The sequence below is a fragment of the uncultured Coprobacter sp. genome (assembly GCF_947855755.1).
In the GTDB taxonomy this organism is placed as follows: domain Bacteria; phylum Bacteroidota; class Bacteroidia; order Bacteroidales; family Coprobacteraceae; genus Coprobacter.
The window spans coordinates 1-20,505 of sequence record NZ_CANUAR010000017.1 but is presented as its reverse complement, the minus strand read 5'-3'; the positions used below and the strand labels follow the sequence as shown (position 1 = coordinate 20,505).

At 40.7% G+C, this 20,505-nt stretch carries 12 protein-coding genes; all 12 read left to right on the top strand.

The window, feature by feature from the left end:
* The 12 genes from Q0093_RS09760 to Q0093_RS09705 all read left to right on the top strand — a co-directional run bounded on the left by Q0093_RS09760 (nt 1) and on the right by Q0093_RS09705 (nt 20,008).
* Nucleotides 1-633, top strand: coding sequence for an HAD family phosphatase (locus tag Q0093_RS09760; protein ID WP_297929986.1), 633 nt, complete (start codon nt 1-3; stop codon nt 631-633).
* A 55-nt stretch (nt 634-688) separates the two neighbouring features.
* Nucleotides 689-2,350: a putative transporter gene (locus Q0093_RS09755; protein ID WP_297930058.1), complete on the top strand. Its 1,662-nt coding sequence runs from the start codon at nt 689-691 to the stop codon at nt 2,348-2,350.
* 109 nt (nt 2,351-2,459) lie between these two features.
* Nucleotides 2,460-3,605 carry a glycosyltransferase gene (locus Q0093_RS09750; protein ID WP_297930056.1) on the top strand — a complete coding sequence of 382 codons (1,146 nt, stop codon included), beginning with the start codon at nt 2,460-2,462 and terminating at the stop codon, nt 3,603-3,605.
* Nucleotides 3,598-4,629, top strand: a complete 1,032-nt coding sequence (locus Q0093_RS09745) for a lysylphosphatidylglycerol synthase transmembrane domain-containing protein (RefSeq protein ID WP_297929985.1) — start codon at nt 3,598-3,600, stop codon at nt 4,627-4,629. Before Q0093_RS09750 ends, Q0093_RS09745 begins: the two co-directional genes overlap by 8 nt.
* Before the next feature lie 172 nt (nt 4,630-4,801).
* Entirely contained in the window at nt 4,802-6,259 is a 1,458-nt protein-coding gene (rpoN, locus tag Q0093_RS09740) for an RNA polymerase factor sigma-54 (protein WP_294176487.1), read from the top strand.
* A 23-nt stretch (nt 6,260-6,282) separates the two neighbouring features.
* Nucleotides 6,283-6,906 carry a hypothetical protein gene (locus tag Q0093_RS09735; protein WP_297929983.1) on the top strand — a complete coding sequence of 208 codons (624 nt, stop codon included), beginning with the start codon at nt 6,283-6,285 and terminating at the stop codon, nt 6,904-6,906.
* 24 nt (nt 6,907-6,930) lie between these two features.
* On the top strand, nt 6,931-7,437 hold the full coding sequence (gene purE, locus Q0093_RS09730; protein ID WP_009318161.1) for a 5-(carboxyamino)imidazole ribonucleotide mutase: 507 nt from the start codon (nt 6,931-6,933) through the stop codon (nt 7,435-7,437).
* A gap of 71 nt (nt 7,438-7,508) precedes the next feature.
* A complete protein-coding gene (locus Q0093_RS09725; protein WP_297930054.1) occupies nt 7,509-9,359 on the top strand; it encodes a 4-hydroxy-3-methylbut-2-en-1-yl diphosphate synthase in 1,851 nt (616 codons plus the stop codon).
* 47 nt (nt 9,360-9,406) lie between these two features.
* On the top strand, nt 9,407-10,789 hold the full coding sequence (locus tag Q0093_RS09720) for an MATE family efflux transporter (protein ID WP_297929981.1): 1,383 nt from the start codon (nt 9,407-9,409) through the stop codon (nt 10,787-10,789).
* Between the two features lie 384 nt (nt 10,790-11,173).
* The gene (locus Q0093_RS09715; RefSeq protein ID WP_297929979.1) at nt 11,174-12,745 is read left to right on the top strand and encodes a hypothetical protein; all 1,572 of its coding nucleotides are present in this window, start codon (nt 11,174-11,176) and stop codon (nt 12,743-12,745) included.
* Between the two features lie 37 nt (nt 12,746-12,782).
* The gene (locus Q0093_RS09710; RefSeq protein ID WP_297929977.1) at nt 12,783-19,394 is read left to right on the top strand and encodes an RHS repeat-associated core domain-containing protein; all 6,612 of its coding nucleotides are present in this window, start codon (nt 12,783-12,785) and stop codon (nt 19,392-19,394) included.
* Between the two features lie 35 nt (nt 19,395-19,429).
* On the top strand, nt 19,430-20,008 hold the full coding sequence (locus Q0093_RS09705) for a hypothetical protein (protein ID WP_297929975.1): 579 nt from the start codon (nt 19,430-19,432) through the stop codon (nt 20,006-20,008).
* Nucleotides 20,009-20,505: the final 497 nt, after the last annotated feature.

Sequence of the window (20,505 nt, the reverse complement as noted above, 5' to 3'; positions counted from 1 at the left end):
ATGATACCGGTAAAACAATTTTTTTTCGATTTCGGAGGAGTTTTAGTCGATTTAGACTTTAACGGAACAATCGAGGCATTCTGCAAGTTAGGTGCAACTGTTCCCGAAACCTTTAATTCGAAAAGTTTCCATAAAATCCTCAGAGATTTTGAAAACGGGCAAACAGAAGAAAAAGATTTCTTCGAACAATTAAGGATCTCTCTGAACATAAAAGCTTCAGATAACGAGATACGGAAAGCATGGAACAAGATCATACAAACGATCCCGACTTATAAACTAAAAATTCTTCGCACTTTAAAAGAGAATTTCCCCATTTATATGGTTAGTAACACGAATATAACTCACATCGAATATACAAGAAAATTTTTGTTCCGGGAAAACGGGCTCACCATAGACGACTATTTCGATAAGCTATATTTGTCTTACAAGATAGGCGCATCAAAACCCGATGCAGAATTTTATAGCAAAGTAATCGATGACACAAAAGTAAATCCATCCGAATCGTTATTCTTAGATGACAAAATAGAAAATATCGAAGGGGCACGACAAGCCGGTTTTCAAGTATGCCAAGTATGTCCGGAAGACAATCTACGGGAAAAACTATTTCCTTTTTTAAACGGTATTTCTATATAAAAGCAAAGATTTTGTTTCTATCTTTGCAAGCTCTTGCCTAAAAGCAAAAAGAATGATGAATTGGTTATATAGTCTATTTTCCGAACATTCGGCAATGCAGGCCGTTATTGTCGTATCTTTAATATCCGCCATAGGATTGGTATTAGGAAAAATCCGTATAGCCGGCATCTCTTTAGGCGTGACATTCGTCTTTTTCATCGGAATCATGGCCGGACACATCGGAATCACGGTTGATCCGCAAATGCTCAATTATGCAGAAAGTTTCGGACTCATCGTCTTTGTATATGCCTTAGGTCTGCAAGTCGGTCCGGGATTTTTCGGATTATTTCGAAAAGGAGGCATTACGCTCAATGCTCTCGCTTTAGGTGTCGTGTTCATTGGTACTATCATGACGGTAATTTTTCATCTCACTTGCGGTATTTCTCTACCCGACATGATCGGTATCCTATGTGGCGCAACAACCAATACTCCGGCTTTAGGTGCGGCGCAACAAACTTTGAAGCAAATGGGGTTGCCGTCTAATTCTCCGGCACTAAGTTGTGCGGTTACCTATCCTTTAGGTGTTTTAGGCGTAATTCTCGCAATATTCGCCACACGAAAAATATTTACACGGGCATCGGATATTCCCGAGCAAGAGAAAGACAAGAAAAAACCTGTATATATCGCAGAGTTCCAAGTCAACAACCCCGGTATTATAGGAAAAAGCATACGAGAAGCAGCATCTCTCAGTCAAAAAAAATTCGTTATTTCCCGACTTTGGAGAGATGGCAAAGTGAGCATTCCCACATCTGAAAAAAAACTGGAAGCTAAAGATCGGCTGCTGGTGATCACTTCCGAAAAAGATGTCGATGCACTTACGGTTCTTTTCGGAGAGCACGAAAATAAAGACTGGAATAAAGAAGATATAGACTGGAATGCCATCGACAGTCAGCTCATTTCTCAAAGAATCGTCGTAACTCGCCCTGAAATTAACGGGAAACGACTCAGCTCCTTACGATTACGAAATCATTACGGTATAAATATAAGTAGGGTATATCGTTCGGGAGTACAATTGTTAGCCACTCCGGATCTTATATTGCAAATGGGAGACCGACTGACGGTCATAGGCGAAGCAGCCGCCATACAAAATGTAGAAAAAGTTCTGGGGAATGCTGTCAAAAGCTTAAACGAACCTAATTTGATCTCTGTATTTATCGGAATCGTATTGGGCTTAGCTCTCGGAGCTATACCATTCTCGATTCCGGGTATAAGTACACCCGTAAAACTGGGAATTGCAGGAGGACCTATCGTTATAGGAATCCTTATCGGAAGTTTCGGACCGCGTTTACACATGATCACTTATACTACCCGCAGCGCTAACTTAATGTTACGAGCATTAGGATTATCTATGTATCTGGCATGTCTGGGACTGGATGCAGGACAACATTTTTTCGAAACGGTAATCCGCCCGGAAGGATTAATATGGATACTTCTCGGATTCGCTATTACGTTTATTCCGGTAATCATCGTTGCATTAATTGCTTTGCGCATTACCAAGCTCGATTTCGGATCGGTAGCCGGAATGATGTGCGGCAGCATGGCGAATCCGATGGCTCTGAATTATGCAAACGATACTATTCCGGGAGACAATCCCGCTGTTTCATACGCCACGGTATATCCGTTATGTATGTTTTTGCGGGTAATTATCGCACAAGTAATTCTCATGTTCTTTATCTAAAATAGCTGTCTAACTATAAACAGTCTTTAAATTGTCACCCTTTCGTTAAACGATCGTAACATTTCATTGTTTATTTAGCATAGACTAATGAATTGATATGGATAAACGATTGATCGGACTTTTTAATGACGGATTCCCGCCCATTATGGACGGAGTATCTCTTACCGTCAAAAATTATGCTTACTGGCTGAATCGAAAAAATGAAAATGTATGTGTCGTAACACCTAAAATACCGGGAACTCGATACACAGAAAAATACCCGATATATAGTTACACATCTATCCCGATACCTATGAGAAAACCTTATAGATTAGGATTTCCTCGTATCGACCTGCCTTTTTATGAGCATATTTGCCAAAAGCCTTTCTCTTTAGTACACGCACACTGTCCTTTTTCTTCGGGAGAGCTGGCCATGCGTATAGCCCATAGCCAGCATATACCTATAATTGCAACTTTTCATTCAAAATACCGGGATGATTTCAAAAGAATCATCCCCAATAAAACTCTTTTAGCCCTGCTCATTCGCAAAATAATCCGTTTTTACGAAGCTGCAGACGAAGTATGGATACCCCAAGCTGCCGTAGAAGACACAATACGGGAATACGGATATAAAGGGAAAGTAGAAATAGTGGACAACGGAACTGAATTTTCAGGATCGACAGACATTCCGACTCTAAGATTCGACATGCGAAAAGAATTAAATATTACCGATCGTGAATTAATGTTTCTTTTTGTCGGACAACATATCAGAGAAAAAAATCCGGAATTGATCATTGACGCACTATCACTTATAAGAGAAAAGCCTTTTAAAATGTTCTTCATCGGATCAGGATATGCCGAAAAAGAATTACATGAACAAGTTAAAAACCTTAAACTAACCGACAAAATCAAGTTTGTAGGAAATCTCACCGACAGAGAACAATTAAAGCGATACTATGCCGCCGCCGATCTTTTTTTATTCCCGTCACTATACGATAATGCACCCTTAGTCGTTAGAGAAGCCGCTTCCATGCAAACTCCGTCGCTATTAATATCCGGAGCAACCTCTGCCGAAATTGTTAAAGACATGCAAAACGGATTTTTATCGGGACGATCTGTTTCAGAATTTGCACAAAAACTAACAGACCTCATACAATCCCCAGAAAAAGTTCGTCAGACAGGAATAACAGCATCCAATACAATAGCTCGGTCATGGGAGAATGTAACAGAAGAAGTACAAGACCGATATAAATCTTTACTAAAACGTTATGCCTGAAATAACCGATATACGAACAAAGCCGCTACAAACTGTTGCTTATATCTTATTACCGGTACTTATCGGACTGACAGTGATATGTTATTTATTTTGGAAGGAGTTTGATCCGCACATTTTTACGCATGTATCTTTTTCCCTCAAAACAGCAACATTCGTCGCAATAGCTGTTTTATTCATGCTGGGAAGAGATGCGGGACTGATTTGGCGTTATCGTAAAATATCGGGAAATACATTGAGTTGGTGGCAGGCAATACGAGTCAATATCCTTTGCGAATTCACATCGGCAGTCACACCCTCTGCAGTAGGAGGCAGCAGCCTCATCGTCGTATTTCTCAACAAAGAAGGAATCAATGCCGGACGCAGTACGGCAATGATGTTCGCCAGTCTATTTTTAGACGAACTGTTTTTCGTAATTTCCATCCCGATAATTCTAATCAGCATCTCTATTCCCGAACTTTTCGGAACAACGACAATCCTATCTAAAAGTATCATGAACCTTTTTTTTCTCGTCTATATACTCATAGTGATTTGGACGTTTATATTGTACATAGGGCTTTTCAAAAAACCGGAATGGATACGAGACTCATTAAACAAAATATTCAAGATTAGGATGCTCAAACGATGGAAAAAGCAAATTTCCGAATTAGGAGACAATCTGGTCATTAGTTCTCATGCAATAGGAAAAAAGCCCTTTTCTTTTTGGATTTCGGCATTCGGAGCTACGGCCTTTTCTTGGGTATCTCGTTACCTTGTCGTGAATGCATTGCTTCTTGCATTTTCTCCTGTTACCGGAAAACAACTATTGGCATTCGGCAGACAATTTATCTTATGGATCGTTATGACCGTAAGTCCGACTCCGGGAGGAAGCGGATTTAGCGAATATATGTTCAATCAATATTATGCAGATTTCTTTCCTATTGCAGGAACAGCATTGGTTATCGCGTTTATATGGCGAATCATCACCTATTACCTCTATTTAGCCATAGGTGTATGTGTCATTCCCGGATGGCTGAAAAAAAGATAATTTGGACCAATTACATTATCGGAATATTCAGACAGGCTCTAAACTCCAGACAAAAATTCAAGGTAAAGATAATTTTTCGTTGTCACGATTTTTAACGGCTAAAAATTAAGTAAAAATTCCCTCTTTCCAATAAAATAAGCTATCTTCGTTCGAAAATTTCAAGAGGAAACCGATGCTGAAACAACAACTACAACAAAAGCTGCAACAGAAGCTGTCACCCCAACAGATACAGGTGATACGACTACTTGAACTGACGGCTATTGAGCTGGAGGAACGCATCAAACAAGAACTGATCGATAATCCGGCACTTGACGAAGGAGCAGAAGAACATGAAAATCCCGATACCGACGAATTCGGAAACGAAGATACCGATGCATCTGCCGAAAGTGCGGAAGACATCTCCATGGGAGACTACTTGACAGAAGACGATATTCCCGATTACAAACTCGAGGCAGACAATTTCTCAAAAGACCAAAAGCATGAGGATATTCCTTTTTCCGGCGGATCGACTTTTCATGATTTTCTCTTGAAACAATTAGGAGAACGAAACCTGTCGGAACAAGATGCCAAAATAGCAGAATACATTATCGGTAATATCGATGACAACGGTTATTTGCAACGTCCGTTGTCTGCAATATCAGACGATCTCATTTTTCAGGTAGGAATAGACATTTCCACCGAACGACTCGAAGATCTGTTACAAATGATTCAGGATTTCGAACCGGCAGGAGTCGGAGCGTCCAATCTGCGCGAATGTCTGTTATTACAGTTAGAACGCCATGAAGGTACTCCGGCAGCACTATTAGCCTATAAAATCATAGACAAATCTTTCGATGAATTCACAAAAAAGCATTATGACAAAATACAAAAACAATATAATGTTTCTGAAGAAGAACTGAAAAAGGCAATTCACGAAATCACGGTGCTCAATCCGAAACCGGGAAGTTCATGGAGCGACTCGTTTTCTGACGGGATGAGCCATATTATCCCCGATTTCATAGTCGATTCTCATGACGGAGAATTGACATTGAGCCTTAATAACAGCAATATACCGGAATTAAGGGTCAACCGCTCTTATACTCACATGTTAGAAGATTACATGGGAAATAAACAAAACCAAACCCGGGATAAAAAAGACGCGTTATTATTCGTAAAACAAAAATTAGATTCTGCTCAATGGTTTATCGACGCTATCAAGCAACGACAACAAACAATGTTGAATACGATGCAGGTAATTATCGATTTACAAAGAGATTTTTTCCTGACAGGAGACGAAAGCAATCTGAAACCGATGATACTCAAAGATGTTGCCGAACGTACGGGATATGATATATCTACCATCTCCCGAGTAAGCAACAGTAAATATGTACAAACGAATTTCGGAATATTTCCTTTGAAATATTTTTTCTCCGAATCGATGCAAAACGAATCGGGAGAAGAAGTTTCATCCCGGGAAATAAAGAAAATTTTACAACAATGTATCGAGAACGAGGACAAACGAAAACCTCTGGCAGATGACAAACTCTGCGATCTGCTAAAAGAAAAGGGCTATGTTATTGCCCGCCGTACAGTTGCTAAATATCGAGAACAATTAGGCATTCCGGTAGCCCGTTTAAGGAAAGAAATATAAATCTATAAAACTCAACATACAGAATGAAAACGCTGGCTCACTTTTTTTCAGCTGTCTTGACCCCGTTATTGATGCCGTTTTACGGCATCTGCATCATTTTTTTCTTTTCTTATCTTTATATCCTGCCTATTTCCTTCAAATTATTCATAGCATCCGGCGTTCTGTTCTTTACGGCAATTATTCCTGCAATGACTATTTTATGGATGTATAAAACAAAAAAAGTAAAAAGCATAGGACTGAATGACCGCAACGACCGGGAAATTCCGTATCTGATAAATCTGTTCGGATATGGATTTTGTCTTTACTTCTTATATAAGACCCGGCTTCCGATATGGGTTCTCGGATTTTTTATCGGCTGCATCGGTTCGATAATTACAGCTCTATTAATAAATATACGCTGGAAAATCAGTGCACATCTGACAGGAATAGGCGGACTGACAGGATTAGCTTTCGGATTAGCGAGCATACAAATGACATTTCCGATCGTACTGTTTTGTTCCCTCATCATGCTGGCCGGAATATTGGGGAGTTCCCGCATCGGTTTAGGACGCCACACATTAATGCAGGTCGCAGCAGGTACTATGAACGGATTCGTATGGGTATTCGGATCGATACTCCTGATTTCATTTTACTTTAATATTACTTAAACAATAAAATAATACCACAAAAAGATGAAACCTATTGTCAGCATCATCATGGGCAGCACTTCAGACCTGCCTATCATGGAAAAAGCAGCACAACTGCTCAACGACTTTGAGATTCCGTTCGAGATGAATGCATTATCTGCACATCGCACTCCCGTAGAAGTGGAACAATTTGCTAAAAATGCAGAGTCGAGAGGGATCAAAGTAATCATTGCGGCAGCGGGAATGGCAGCTCATTTGCCCGGAGTTATTGCCTCTATGACTACCCTTCCGGTTATCGGAGTCCCGATCAAATCAAGTCTGGAAGGAATAGACGCCCTTTATGCTATCGTACAGATGCCCCCGGGTATTCCTGTCGCAACAGTCGGAATCAACGCATCTCTGAACGCAGCTATTCTTGCAACTCAAATGCTCGCTCTCGGAGACGAAAAAATCAACGCCCGCTTAAAAGCGTATAAACAAGGTTTAGCCCAAAAGATCGTAGATGCCAACCAACAATTGTCCAAAATAGAATATAAATTCAAAACAAATTAAAAATAACGATTTTCAGAGCGGTGAAAAATCCTAACCGGATTTTTTCCGCTCTTTATCATCATCTTACCCGTATGGACTATTTCAATTATCATCGTCGGAAAAGTTCTGTTACCCGAATAGGCAATACACCGTTAGGTGGGGAAAATCCGATTCGCATACAATCTATGACTAATACTCGCACACAAGAAACTTTACCTTGTGTAGAGCAAAGTATTCGTATCATCGATGCCGGAGCAGACTATGTCAGGCTGACAGCTCAAGGGACAAAAGAAGCAGAAAATCTCGCAAACATAGAAAAAGAACTTCACAAACGAGGATACCATACTCCGCTGATTGCCGACATACACTTCAATCCGAACGTTGCAGACGCCGCCGCACGAATCGTTGAAAAAGTCCGTATCAACCCGGGAAACTTCGTTGACAGTGCCAGAACATTCGTTCATCTCGAATATACCGATGAAGAATATGCAGAAGAAATCAAAAAATTACGTGCCCGTTTTATTCAATTCCTCGATATATGCAAAGAACACCATACTGCCGTACGTATAGGTGTAAATCACGGATCGCTATCCGATCGCATCATGAGCCGATATGGAGACACTCCGGCCGGAATCGTAGAATCATGTATGGAATTCTTACGAGTATGTAAAGAAGAAAATTTCAATGACGTCGTACTATCGATTAAAGCATCGAATACCGGAATCATGATAAAGTCCGTACGATTGTTGATTGCAAAAATGGAACAAGAAGGCATGAACTACCCTTTACATCTCGGAGTGACGGAAGCCGGCGACGGAGAAGATGGACGAATAAAATCTGCCGTAGGTATAGGGACACTTCTCGCCGACGGAATCGGAGACACGATACGGGTTTCTCTTAGTGAAGCTCCCGAAGCGGAAATTCCGGTAGCTCGCAAACTTGTCGATTATATTACCGACAGAGAAAACCACACCCCGATTAAAGGGAAAACATACCCACACTTCGACTTTCTCCGCATGGAAAGAAGAAAAAGTAAAATCATCGGGAATATTGGAGGTAACAATGTTCCCGTTACCATAGCCAATGCACTTGAAAAAAATGTCGACATAATAGGCATAATCGGAGAACAATATCCTGATTATTGGTACATAGGGAATAATGACCCGAAGAAATATCCGGACGCTGCCGCACGAATTGTCGATGCAGATGTTTATGTTCCTCAACCGAACGTATATCCGTTATTTACAGCAAAATCCGTCGGGCTTATCCCTTCAGTAAAAGCAAAGACAAAATTTCTACTCTTTTCTTATCCCCAACTCAACGAAACGCTATGGAGGATATTAAAAGAAAATGACGACATCGTAGCGGTTCTGACCTCCGACCACAAAAACCCGGTCGGGGAGCAAAGAGCGTTTTTCCACGAATTATTATGTCGGGGTTTAAATACTCCGGTAATTCTTCAACAGAACTACACAGAAAACGATAATGAAGACCTGCAGATCAAAGCAGGAGCTGATTTCGGGGCTTTATTATCCGATGGATTCGGAGACGGAGTTTGGCTGCAAAATCAGGGAAATATCTCGACAGAGGCCGAGATACGCTGTATGTACGGAATCCTTCAGGCAGTAAGACAACGTATCAGCAAAACCGAATACATCTCCTGTCCCGGATGCGGACGGACGTTGTTCGACCTGCAAAAAACAATCGCCAAAGTAAAAGCTGCCACTTCTCACTTAAAAGGTCTGAAAATAGGAATTATGGGATGTATCGTAAACGGTCCGGGAGAAATGGCGGATGCAGACTACGGATATGTAGGAGCAGGACGAGATCGAATCAGCCTGTACAAAAATAAAGTATGCATTGAAAAGAATATCCCTGAAGAACAAGCCGTAGAAAAATTGATAGAATTAATAAAAATAAACGGAGATTGGAAAGATAAATAAAATTAAGTAAGTAGCAAGGTAGGAAATATTCGACTCCACATTATATTATGACACAAAGTACTCTGCCCAGCAATAAACTCGGAACCGAACCGGTCGGGAAACTTCTATGGCAATATGCTGTTCCGGCTATTGTCGGAACTATGGTTATGTCTCTCTATACCATTATAGACCGTATTTTCATCGGTCAAGGAGTAGGTCCGGACGCCATTTCGGGATTGGCTCTGACATTTCCGATCATGAATCTTACGGCAGCTGTCGGAATGTTGGTCGGAGCCGGGGCATCTGCACGCATATCGATCGTACTGGGACAGAAAGACCCGGTACGAGCAGAAAAAATATTGGGAAACAGCCTTGTTCTCACACTTGCTTTAGCAGCCTGCTATATTCTGTTTTTCATTTTTTTTATGGACGATATACTGAGGCAATTCGGAGGAAGCGATAAAACAATTCCCTACGCACGGGAATTTTTGTTTTATCTGTTACCCGGCATGGCTCTCACCAATTTATGTTACAGTTTCAACAATATGATGCGAGCATCAGGATATCCCCAAAAAGCAATGATTACGATGTTGATCGGGGCTGTTATGAATGTTATTCTCGATCCGATTTTCATATTTTGGTTCAAAATGGGAATCAAGGGCGCAGCCATCGCCACGGTCATTTCCATGGCCGTATCCACGGCATTCGTTATGTACCACTTTATCGGGAAAGAAAGTTCGATTCGTTTTCACAAACATTCATTCCGGTTACAAGGACAGATCATACGCAACATCGTATCTATCGGGATGTCTCCGTTCCTAATCAATCTCACGGCAAGCGCTGTCGCCGTTTTCATGAACACTTCGCTACAAAAATACGGAGGAGATACGGCAATCGGGGCATTCGGCATTATCAATAGTTACGGTATGTTGATTGTCATGCTCATCATCGGCCTGTGCCAAGGCATGCAACCCATCGTAGGATTCAATTTCGGAGCAGGGAATCTGCAAAGAATGCAAAAAGCTCTGACCTTAACGGCAACAGTCGCCACAATCATTACTTCTTTAGGATTTATCGGCTCGACCTTTTTCCCGCATTACCTTGCAAGAGCATTCACTACCGACTCACACCTTATCGATGTTTCTTCGGTCGGGCTAAGAATTACCATGATGATGTTTCCCATTGTCGGTGCACAAATTGTCATTACAAATTTTTTCCAATCAATAGGGAAAGCGTCCATATCGATATTTTTAAGTCTTTCCCGACAAGTATTATTCTTGATTCCGGCAATCTTGTTATTACCCAGAATATGGGGTCTCGACGGCGTATGGTCTGCATCTCCCACTGCCGACGGAATAGCGACTTTAATAACCGTATGGGTACTCTTCATGCAACGAAAGCTATTTAAACCGAATACAAAATCGGGAATCAATAAAAACGCAGAAAACTAAGTGCCTGTCTAAGAACCTGTTTAAATTTTGCTTGGATAAAACACACACGAATAGTCAGTTCCGCTCTTGAGAAAGGAAGCGTGTCGATACCACCAATATCATTATAGATTCGGAAGAAAATACAAAGATGAGCTGATAATATCTTTTAGGGAAAAATCAGGCCGATTCTTAAATAAATTGCATTTTTTAATCAAAAACATTGTTTATAATAAAATTATACATATATTTGCATTAATAGGATTCCATAGCTTAAATTATATAAAAGCGACAGGCTCTGTCCCGGGGGTTGGAAGTTAAAATCTTCCTGGAATCCTTTTTTTCGATGAAAGCAACCATTTTAAGAGGTTATTTCAACTTATATTATAACCAAGAGAATCCGATACCATGAAAAAAACAAAAAGAAGAGATTTTCTTAAACAATTTTTCTGGGGTAGCGCACTATTATACGTAAACCCCATAACGTTTTCCACACCCGGAAAAGCTATAACAGACAAGGCAAGCAATCTACCGACCGATGAAATTACAAGGCAACAAGCTCTTACATATTTTTATAAAAAAGAATACAAAAACGCAGAAAATCTGTTTAATAAATTAATCTCAGCCCATCCCGATAAAGTAAACTATTATGACGGTTTAAGAAAAGTATTGGGAGCTCAAAACAGAATATCGGATATTTGCGTTCTTTATGCCGAGGGTCTAAAAAAGAATCAGGACAATCCGATATTCTACGATCGTTATGCACGGGCTTTAACCGCACTATCCGGAGGAAATAAAATTCAAAGGTCTAAATATGAACAAGAGACAGGCATCGACCCGGTCGACTACTCTTTAAAACTATATATAGAAGCCATCTCCAAATTCCCTGACAAACAATATTTAAAAACAGGATTACTGGATATTCAAAAGAAAATCGGAATATATACATCTTCCCGTTCTCGAGTTTCCATTCATCGGCCGGATATTGCAATTTTATCGAAAATTCCGGAACTTACATCGGAAATAAAAGAATCATGGGAACATAGCAGAACCTCGATAAAAAAGAATTCTCCTATCAATAAAGCCCGTCATATCGGAAAAACGACCACTATTCCACCGAAAAAAAGAAGAACAATGTTTTTCCCTGAAGAAGAACAACTTAGGGCAAAACAAATAACAGCCCATTTACAATGGGTAACAACGATAACATTATCAAACCTCCTCCAAAATCCGGTTTACAAAACTGTATATACCTATATTTCGACCTTATCTCCGCACTTAATAACAGATTCCTTATTCGGAGAGATAAAAAAATACGCCAAACAATACAAATTACAAAAATTCCTCATCGAACTGACCAAAAACAGATACAACCGATCAAAAACGTTCTGGAGAACCATATCTTATGCAGACTCACTAAAACAAAATAAAGATACAGCATCCCAAGCATTAGTCTTATACCAAGAAGCCGAGAAAAAAAGCAAGGCACTACAACCTAAAAAAATAGGTGCGTTATATGGAGGTAAAGCCACTTGCCTTATACAAGAAAAGAATTACAGCAGTGCACGTGAAACATTGTTGCAAGGGATCGAACTGCTGAACGGTATAGGCGGTATCGCCCGTGGACTCTCGATTCATTATGCCAAGACATATATATTTGAAGAGAATTATGAAGCAGCTGAAAATATTTTGAACTTAATACTGACAAAATGCCTAAAACATCAGCCGAATACCGAAGAGCTCTCCGATGATCCGATCATCAAGTACATCTATCCCGATCCTTTTATAAATGAAGAAATATCATTCTACCATCGGTTGGATGATAAACAGCCGGTGCATACACAAGAAATACTTTCCGTTTATTATGCATTAGCCCGTCTTTATATAAAGAAAAATGATTCTGCCGGATACTCGAGAATCAAAAACAAGATAATCGCTCTGTCTCCTCAAGATCGATTTGTCAATAATAACCACATCTGATCGGCCGATATTTCGACAACCTTAATCTTCGATTATCATGAATCACAACATATCAAAAATATTAGCATGTCTGTTACTGTCAATCTGGGCATTTTGTTCGACAGCTCAGAACATAAAAATATCAGAAGTATTCTACGACACTCCTTATGAAGAAGACGATAACGACAGCATCAATGTAAGCCATAATGGAGAATTTATAGAGATCTGTAACCTCGAACCCTATGATGTAGATCTGTCAGGGTGGGGTATTCTCTCTAAATACAGATATGCACGACAATTTTCTTTCCAATTTCCAAAAGGTTCTATTCTCAAATCAGGAGAAACAGCCATTATATGCCACAAAGACTCCACAAAAGACCGAACATTTAAGCTCTCCGATCTATTTCCCGATATAAGTGCAGAGCAAGAATCTCGAATATTCTATCACGACAAATTCATACTCGCCAACAAAAGAGGTAGTGTCTATCTTAAGAATTCGCTTTTTTCTCTGGTTGACGAGGTCCATTATTTAGGAAACGCAAAGAGCTGGGACAAAAAATTCACCCCCTATCGTAATGTATCCCAAGCTCAAGCCAATAACGGATACAGCAGAGATTATCTGAAATCTATACAACTAAACCATAATTATTACGCCGACTCCCCTACTCCGTTTTATGCCGACCATAAAGCTATTCAAGCCGGAATATGGGGACACGAATTGCCGGAAAGCGGAGAAGATTACTTTACGCCCCTACCTGTCGAAGGAAAAGAGACGACAGGTATTCCACTCAATTATCAAGTATCGCCATCGGGCATAATGGAATATAATATTCCCATATCGACAATTCCCGGGAGAAATGGCTTCCAACCCGACCTATCGTTCAACTACCAAAGCATATACCGTTATAATAATATGGGTACAGGGTGGTCTATCGGAGGACTGTCCTCTATTGCCAGAACAAACAAATGCATTTATTATGACGGAGAAAACGGAGCTATTTCGAGAGGGAAAGACTGTCCTTTCTCTTTAGACGGGATACGACTGATAAAAACAGAAGAAAACGAAAACGAAATCTATTTCCGCACCGTCTCCGGTAATATCAGGGTAACCGGATACGTGAGCAACGGAGATATAGAACGTTTCAAAGTCTTCTTTCCGGACGGAATAATCGGAGATTACGAAACGCCCAACGGACCGGAAAGCCGGATAGAATATCCGATCGTTCGAAAAACAAGTATCAAGGGAGACATCATGGATTTCGAATACATCACATTCGGCAACATGTTATTCATTTCAAAAATATCATACGGAAAAAATAAAGATCTCGATCATTTCGCATCCATTCAATTCGACTATATCAACGGAGAATCACGATTCGATTTTAAAATGGGAACCAAGTTTACGCTCGGGAAAAAACTGACCAAGGTAACTTCCCGTTTCAAAAACCACATCCGTGCCGAATACAAACTGGAATATGGTAATGACCGGAAACTGACATCCATTCATAACACGATCAACGGAAAAGAGCTTATCCCTATCCGTTTCAGATATGAGTACAATAATAATACAAATACACTGGAACAACGAAATATAGGGTCTTCTCATAACGATCCTTCCGCAGAAATCATAAGCGGGCATTTCTTGAAAAATTCCATGACAGAAGGGTTTCTTGTCTATTCCAAACCTCACGGACAAATATTTGTCTTTACCCACGGTGATACTCGGGAAATAAAAAAAATAGAAATACCGGGAAACAGCCACAGTAAAGTAGAACAAATATTGACCGGAGATGTTAATGGCGACGGCACAGACGAAGTCATTCTCATACGCTCCTATAACAAATCGAAAAAAGACATATATGTAATCCATATTTACGACCTGTTCACAATGCAAGGAGACAAAGTGTTAGAAGCTTTCAGTTATAAGAGAGACCCGATACAGAAAAAACCGGTTTTCTTACCAGGAGACTTTAACGGTGACGGAAAAACAGAAATAATCGAACGGGTAATCGACGCTTCTACGGGATACTACAATATGTATGCCCATACCGGATCGGGATATCAAGTAGCTACCGGAAATTATCCGATCAACGAATCCTTTACCGGACAACGATTTTATACCGCCGACCTCGACGGTGACGGTAAGCACGAAATTATCATATCCGGAGATAATTTCACATCGGTTTGCAATTATATAAAGGGTAATGACGGAAAATTTTATTTCACCGAGCGTACCCGCACCTCAAGGTCATTAGGTGACGGATGTTCTTTCTGCGACTATAACGGTGATGGATGTGCCGACTTGCAACGAGCCGCATACACTCAAAGAAGATATAAGATATTTTGCAAAAAGCATAATACTTTTTTAGGAGAAACATTTACGCCCACTGATACCTCCATCCATGAATCCTGTACGCAATGCCGATATGAAGGTATATCCGCAGGCACCTATATAACGGAAGACTTCCTCACCCGATTACCGGGAATTGCTTATCTTGCCGGAGATTTGTACACAGACGACAGCGCCGGTTCGCCCGTAATGAGCGTCAGCGGAAAAACATTTAATTCCCCGACCGAAGACATTCATCTTTTCTATTCGGTAGATATCGACTGCGACAATACCGCCGAAGTAATACATTGTTGCTATAAAGGCGGAATATTATATATCGAGGACAATAAACAAATCAACGTCTCTCCTAATTTCAGGATAACGACATTCAGCAACGGGCTATACATTCTCGACGATTACCGCGTATTCAAATATACTCGCAAAAAAAACTTGTCTCGGGAATCTCTCATTACAACGGTAATCGACAGTTACGGAAGAATCCTAAAAACCCGATATAAAAGCCTGTCCGAGATTTCGAGTACTACCGGATACAAAGAATATCCGCACCCCTTCACGGCATACCTTACTCACCAATACCTTCCGGTCGGACACGCAATAATGACATCCGACGAAAAGATTCATTCATCATTTGAGTATCAATACGGACATGGCGTTTTCCATAAAGAAGGACTGGGATTCCTCGGATTCAGTTCATTCCGTGCAATCGACTTACTAAGGGGCGATGAAGAAATTCAGGACAGCGACATGTCCGGCTATATCAATGCGCTTTCTCAAGGAAGATATCCGGTCGAGACACAAAATCGATCGTCCTTTATTTCCAATGAGCCTCAACACCAGAATATAGATCAGACTTCCGTTTTTGTAATCAATACAGATAAGACAATAAAGCCCGTATCTTCTACAAAAAAAATCTTCGACCGCATTACACGTATAACGGAAACACAGGAATTACTGAATTATAATGAAAACGAAGCTCCGGAGCTGAAACGTGTCACACGACAGACCTCCTCAAACGAAAGTATCGTCAGCGAAACGGAAATCGAATACTCGAACCTTACGAAAGACGAATTTACCGCCTATAATCTACCTCGGGAACAAACGACAATACTTACCAGAATCTCAGAAAAAGATGTAACAGTTACCGAGTATAAATACAGTCCGGAAGGAAATGTCATCAAAGAATCCGTAACCCGAAACGGAGAACAGGAAAGATTGACTGAAACCGCCTATGATGCCTACTCGAACAAAATCTCCGAAGAGACCCGGCATTTCACCGGATCAGCAAAAAAGACAGTATATTCCTATTCCGATGCCGACAGGCTGTTGGTCGACCGGATAACGAAAACAATCGAAGACGGGACTGTTTACGACTCCGAGTCTTATGAATACGACCGGGAAAAACTTTTTTTGCTGAGCATGACGGATAATCTCGGGAAAAAGACCGTTTACCTGAATCATGACCTTTCCGGAGAACCTACCCTTGTCTTGCGTCCGGACAGTACCCGCACCGAAATATCCCGAATGTGGGTAGAGATAAACGGAGAAAATTTTATCAGGGAAACCGTCAGGGAGACCAACCTCCCCGCACAAACCTCTTACACCGATATTTTCGGAAATACGGTACGCGTCGAAAAAGAGGGAATAGAAAAAAACGACACGATCATCACGCAATACAGGTATGATGACATCGGACGGCTACGGCACGAATCGACGCCATACCGCAAGAATGATGAGATAAACTGGACTCAATACATATATGACCGTGCCGACCGGATAACCCGTATCATATATCCCGATCTGACGACAAAAGCCATATCTTATCAAGGGAATATCACCCGAAGTACAGGAGGAGGAATAACCACCTCGCACACGACAGACCTGAACGGTGAAACAATGATAAGCGGTTTAAACGGGATCACGGTCCGTCACTTTTACAGGCCCGACGGACAACCCCGCATAAAGAGAGCGATTCCCGGTGGAACGGTACAATACGAATATGATGGCTTAGGACGGAGAACAAAACTTACCGATACTTCGGCCGGTGAAACCCTCTGGGAATATAATCGGGAAGGACAGTTATATAAAAAAACGAGAAACGGGAAATCGATTCTCTATCAATACGATTCGTTCGGACTGCTCTCCGATATACAGACGCCTGAGTTTTCGGTCTCCTGTTCATACCACCCGAAATCATTCCAACCGCTTTCGATCATATCTTCTACAGGCGATAAAAAAACATTCGTTTATGATGACCTGCAGAGACCTGTCGAAACCAAATGGGAACAAGACGGTCTGTTTTACCGAGAAAAATTCTCATACGGAAAAGACGGGCTGATTCTATCCAAAGAACTTTCCGATAACCGGGGAATCATCGGCACTTTACTATACGAATATAGCGATAACTCTACCTTGACCGATATCCGGTTCTCTCTTCCTAACGGCAAAACCGAAGACCTATGGTCGCTCCATAAATGCAATGCGGCCGGACAAGCCGAACAATACAGTACCGGATACCATATCCACCGGCAGGAATACGACTGCATGGGAAGACCGGTATTGGTAGAGACTGCCAATGGAAAAAAAATAGTGAGGAGGGACAGCTACAAATACGATTCCTATACCGGACAGTTGATCGAAAAAAACATCCGAATACCCGAAACTTTCGAATACGATGGCTTTAATCAACTGCAAAGAGCCGCACTTTCAGGAAAAACAAAAGAATACCGATATGACAAGTTCGGCAACATAATATTCAAACCGGAAACAGGAAACATGTCTTATAACGGGGCAAATCCCTATGCCATCACCGAAGCAGAAAACCCGGAAGGATTGATTCCCGAACAGCAACTGTCGGTGTCGTACACTTCTTTCGACCGTCCCGACACACTGTCGATGGGAAATAAGCGACTGATATTCCGATATGGGCCGGACTGCTTCCGATCCTCGTCAAGGCTGTATATAGATGACGTACTGACCGAAGAGAACAAATACCTTGCCGAAGGCATCTATCAAAAACATGTACGCACCGATACCGGAAACGAGAAAATCTATGTATATTTGGACGGAACGCCCTATACCGCAACGAATGTGCTGGAGATCGATCTGGCGAACAGAGGTTCTTACCAGATATTCCGGCTGTTTCGCGACCATCTCGGCAGCATAATACAAGCTCGTGGGAATACGGCAATAGGCACATATTATTATGACCCGTGGGGGAAATTGCGCGATTCAGAGTTCGGAGACATTTCTCCTGCAGGAAGAGAAGCTCCGCTTCTGTTCGGACGGGGATTTTCCGGACATGAGCATATCCGCGAGTTCGGGCTTATCAACATGAACGCGCGGCTCTATGATCCGCTTACCGGACGCTTTCTCTCTCCCGACCCGTATATATCCGATCCGGACAATCCGTTGGCATACAACCGGTATGCCTATGCATTGAACAATCCCATACAATTCAACGATCCATCGGGAGAATTTTTGGGAGTAGCCACAGGTATCGGTATCGGCCTAATGATGGGTAAAGTCTATTACGATGGCGTTAAAGCCAATCACGGCAAGCTGAATCCGTTTAAATGGGATTGGAAAAGAACGAACATTATCGTAAGTGCAGGGTATAATACCTCAGGAAAAATATCAGGCAATGCCGGTATAGGATTCAACAACAACTATATGATAAATGCCGGTTGGGATAACGGTGTTTCTGTGGGATATACATTGAACGGTGAAAGCCGTATGGCTATCATTGCTCCAAAACCGGAACAATCAGAGCGTAATGAAAGATGGCTTCAAGAAATACGCTTCATGAAATCCGACATGGAAACAGCTGCCGTAGCATTGGTGATCCCACAGTCAGGATACGGGGCAATAGCAGGATTACCGAAAAAATCGATTTTAGGATACGAGCTTGCGAGTATAGGAGTTGCCTATGGTGTTGTATCTGTTGCAGAAGAAATCATAGAACGCCAAACCCGTACCTATGTAACTTATGTTTTAAGTCGACCGGACGGAATGAAATATGTTGGAAGAGCCAGTGGGAACGGAGATCCTTATAAAGTAATGATGAACAGATATTATCATCATCAATATAGACGAAGTTTGGGTTATGGAAATCCCCAATTAGACTGTGCTGCATTTGGAACTGAAGGCAAACATGCTATACGAGGAAGAGAACAACAGTTAATCGATCATTACGGAGGAATAGGCTCTCCTTTTTTAGGAAATTCTATTCGAGCTGTTTCTAAATATAATCCCAATGGAAGATATTTTCATCGTCAATCAAACAAATATTTTGGACAATTAGCGCCTTATTCCGGATATTGAAAACAAAAACAATATACAACTAAAAATACAAAAAAATGAAAGAACTGACTTTATTAGAAAAAAAAGTAATCATTTTGTTGACTTATGAGATAAGCAACATATCTGATACAATCTCAAAAAACATTTTAACGGATATCATAAATAATATCAAACTAAAAAAATATACAAAAAGACAAATCGAGATGGTATGGCATGACTTCTTAGATGGGCACGAACTTGCCGATACAAGAATCGAAGACTCTGAAGACCTTCGAGAAATAGATCGGTTATTAATCGAAAATTTCGGAGAAGGAGAAGGGTTAGCTCCCGAAAAATGGAAAATGAACCGGAAAATACGGACAATCCTGAAACGGGGAATACGGGATGCCGAGGAAGCTCGTATGGTCGATGACTATATCTGCCAAACAACCGATGAAGTTGAGATAAAAAGGGCAGAAACCGTACTTCAGGAATTCGAGGGAAAAATAAAGGCTCTGTTACAAAAAGACCATATCTCCTCGAAAAGCGAATATTCTTTTTTATCGAAATACAGAATAGAATTAAACGATGATACTCCGGCTGCCCAAAAGATCGACTCCATGATCAAAGAATTCCGGAAGAAAAAGAACTGTTAATTATTTCATTTGCAAAATACCTTAAATGCACTGATATGAGGCACTTTTTCGAAACGGTTTTCTATTACTGTTATTTGAGTTATAAAAAAAATAACCCAGACCCGGAAATAATGGCTCTTTCTGCATTATCAGTTATTACCAGCTTGTTTTTTGTTATAGTAATACAAACTATATGCATATATTATGACATAAATTTAGCAGAGAACGTTTCTCTTTTTTGTTTATCATTATTCCCTCTCCCTTTATTATATTTCATATTTTACCGCATGTTATACGCAAAAGGCAAATATAAAGAGATCATTAAAAAGAAACCTAAATTTTGCAATAACCCTAAAATCAATAAACAGATCGCTTGGGGATATATTTGGGGAATTTTCATTTTAGCTTTATCACTTATACTCACTTGGGATACCCTGAAAAAACTAAATTAAAAAACATAAAGACTATTTAAATCTAAAAACAACATTCAAAAATGAAAGAACTGACTTTATTAGAAA

Coding starts and splice junctions, on each gene's coding strand:
- Q0093_RS09735 (WP_297929983.1), top strand. CDS start 6,283: ATGAAAACGCTGGCTCACTTTTTTTCAGCTGTCTTGACCCCGTTATTG.
- Q0093_RS09720 (WP_297929981.1), top strand. CDS start 9,407: ATGACACAAAGTACTCTGCCCAGCAATAAACTCGGAACCGAACCGGTC.
- Q0093_RS09755 (WP_297930058.1), top strand. CDS start 689: ATGAATTGGTTATATAGTCTATTTTCCGAACATTCGGCAATGCAGGCC.
- Q0093_RS09725 (WP_297930054.1), top strand. CDS start 7,509: ATGGACTATTTCAATTATCATCGTCGGAAAAGTTCTGTTACCCGAATA.
- purE (WP_009318161.1), top strand. CDS start 6,931: ATGAAACCTATTGTCAGCATCATCATGGGCAGCACTTCAGACCTGCCT.
- Q0093_RS09760 (WP_297929986.1), top strand. CDS start 1: ATGATACCGGTAAAACAATTTTTTTTCGATTTCGGAGGAGTTTTAGTC.
- Q0093_RS09710 (WP_297929977.1), top strand. CDS start 12,783: ATGAATCACAACATATCAAAAATATTAGCATGTCTGTTACTGTCAATC.
- rpoN (WP_294176487.1), top strand. CDS start 4,802: ATGCTGAAACAACAACTACAACAAAAGCTGCAACAGAAGCTGTCACCC.
- Q0093_RS09715 (WP_297929979.1), top strand. CDS start 11,174: ATGAAAAAAACAAAAAGAAGAGATTTTCTTAAACAATTTTTCTGGGGT.
- Q0093_RS09745 (WP_297929985.1), top strand. CDS start 3,598: ATGCCTGAAATAACCGATATACGAACAAAGCCGCTACAAACTGTTGCT.
- Q0093_RS09705 (WP_297929975.1), top strand. CDS start 19,430: ATGAAAGAACTGACTTTATTAGAAAAAAAAGTAATCATTTTGTTGACT.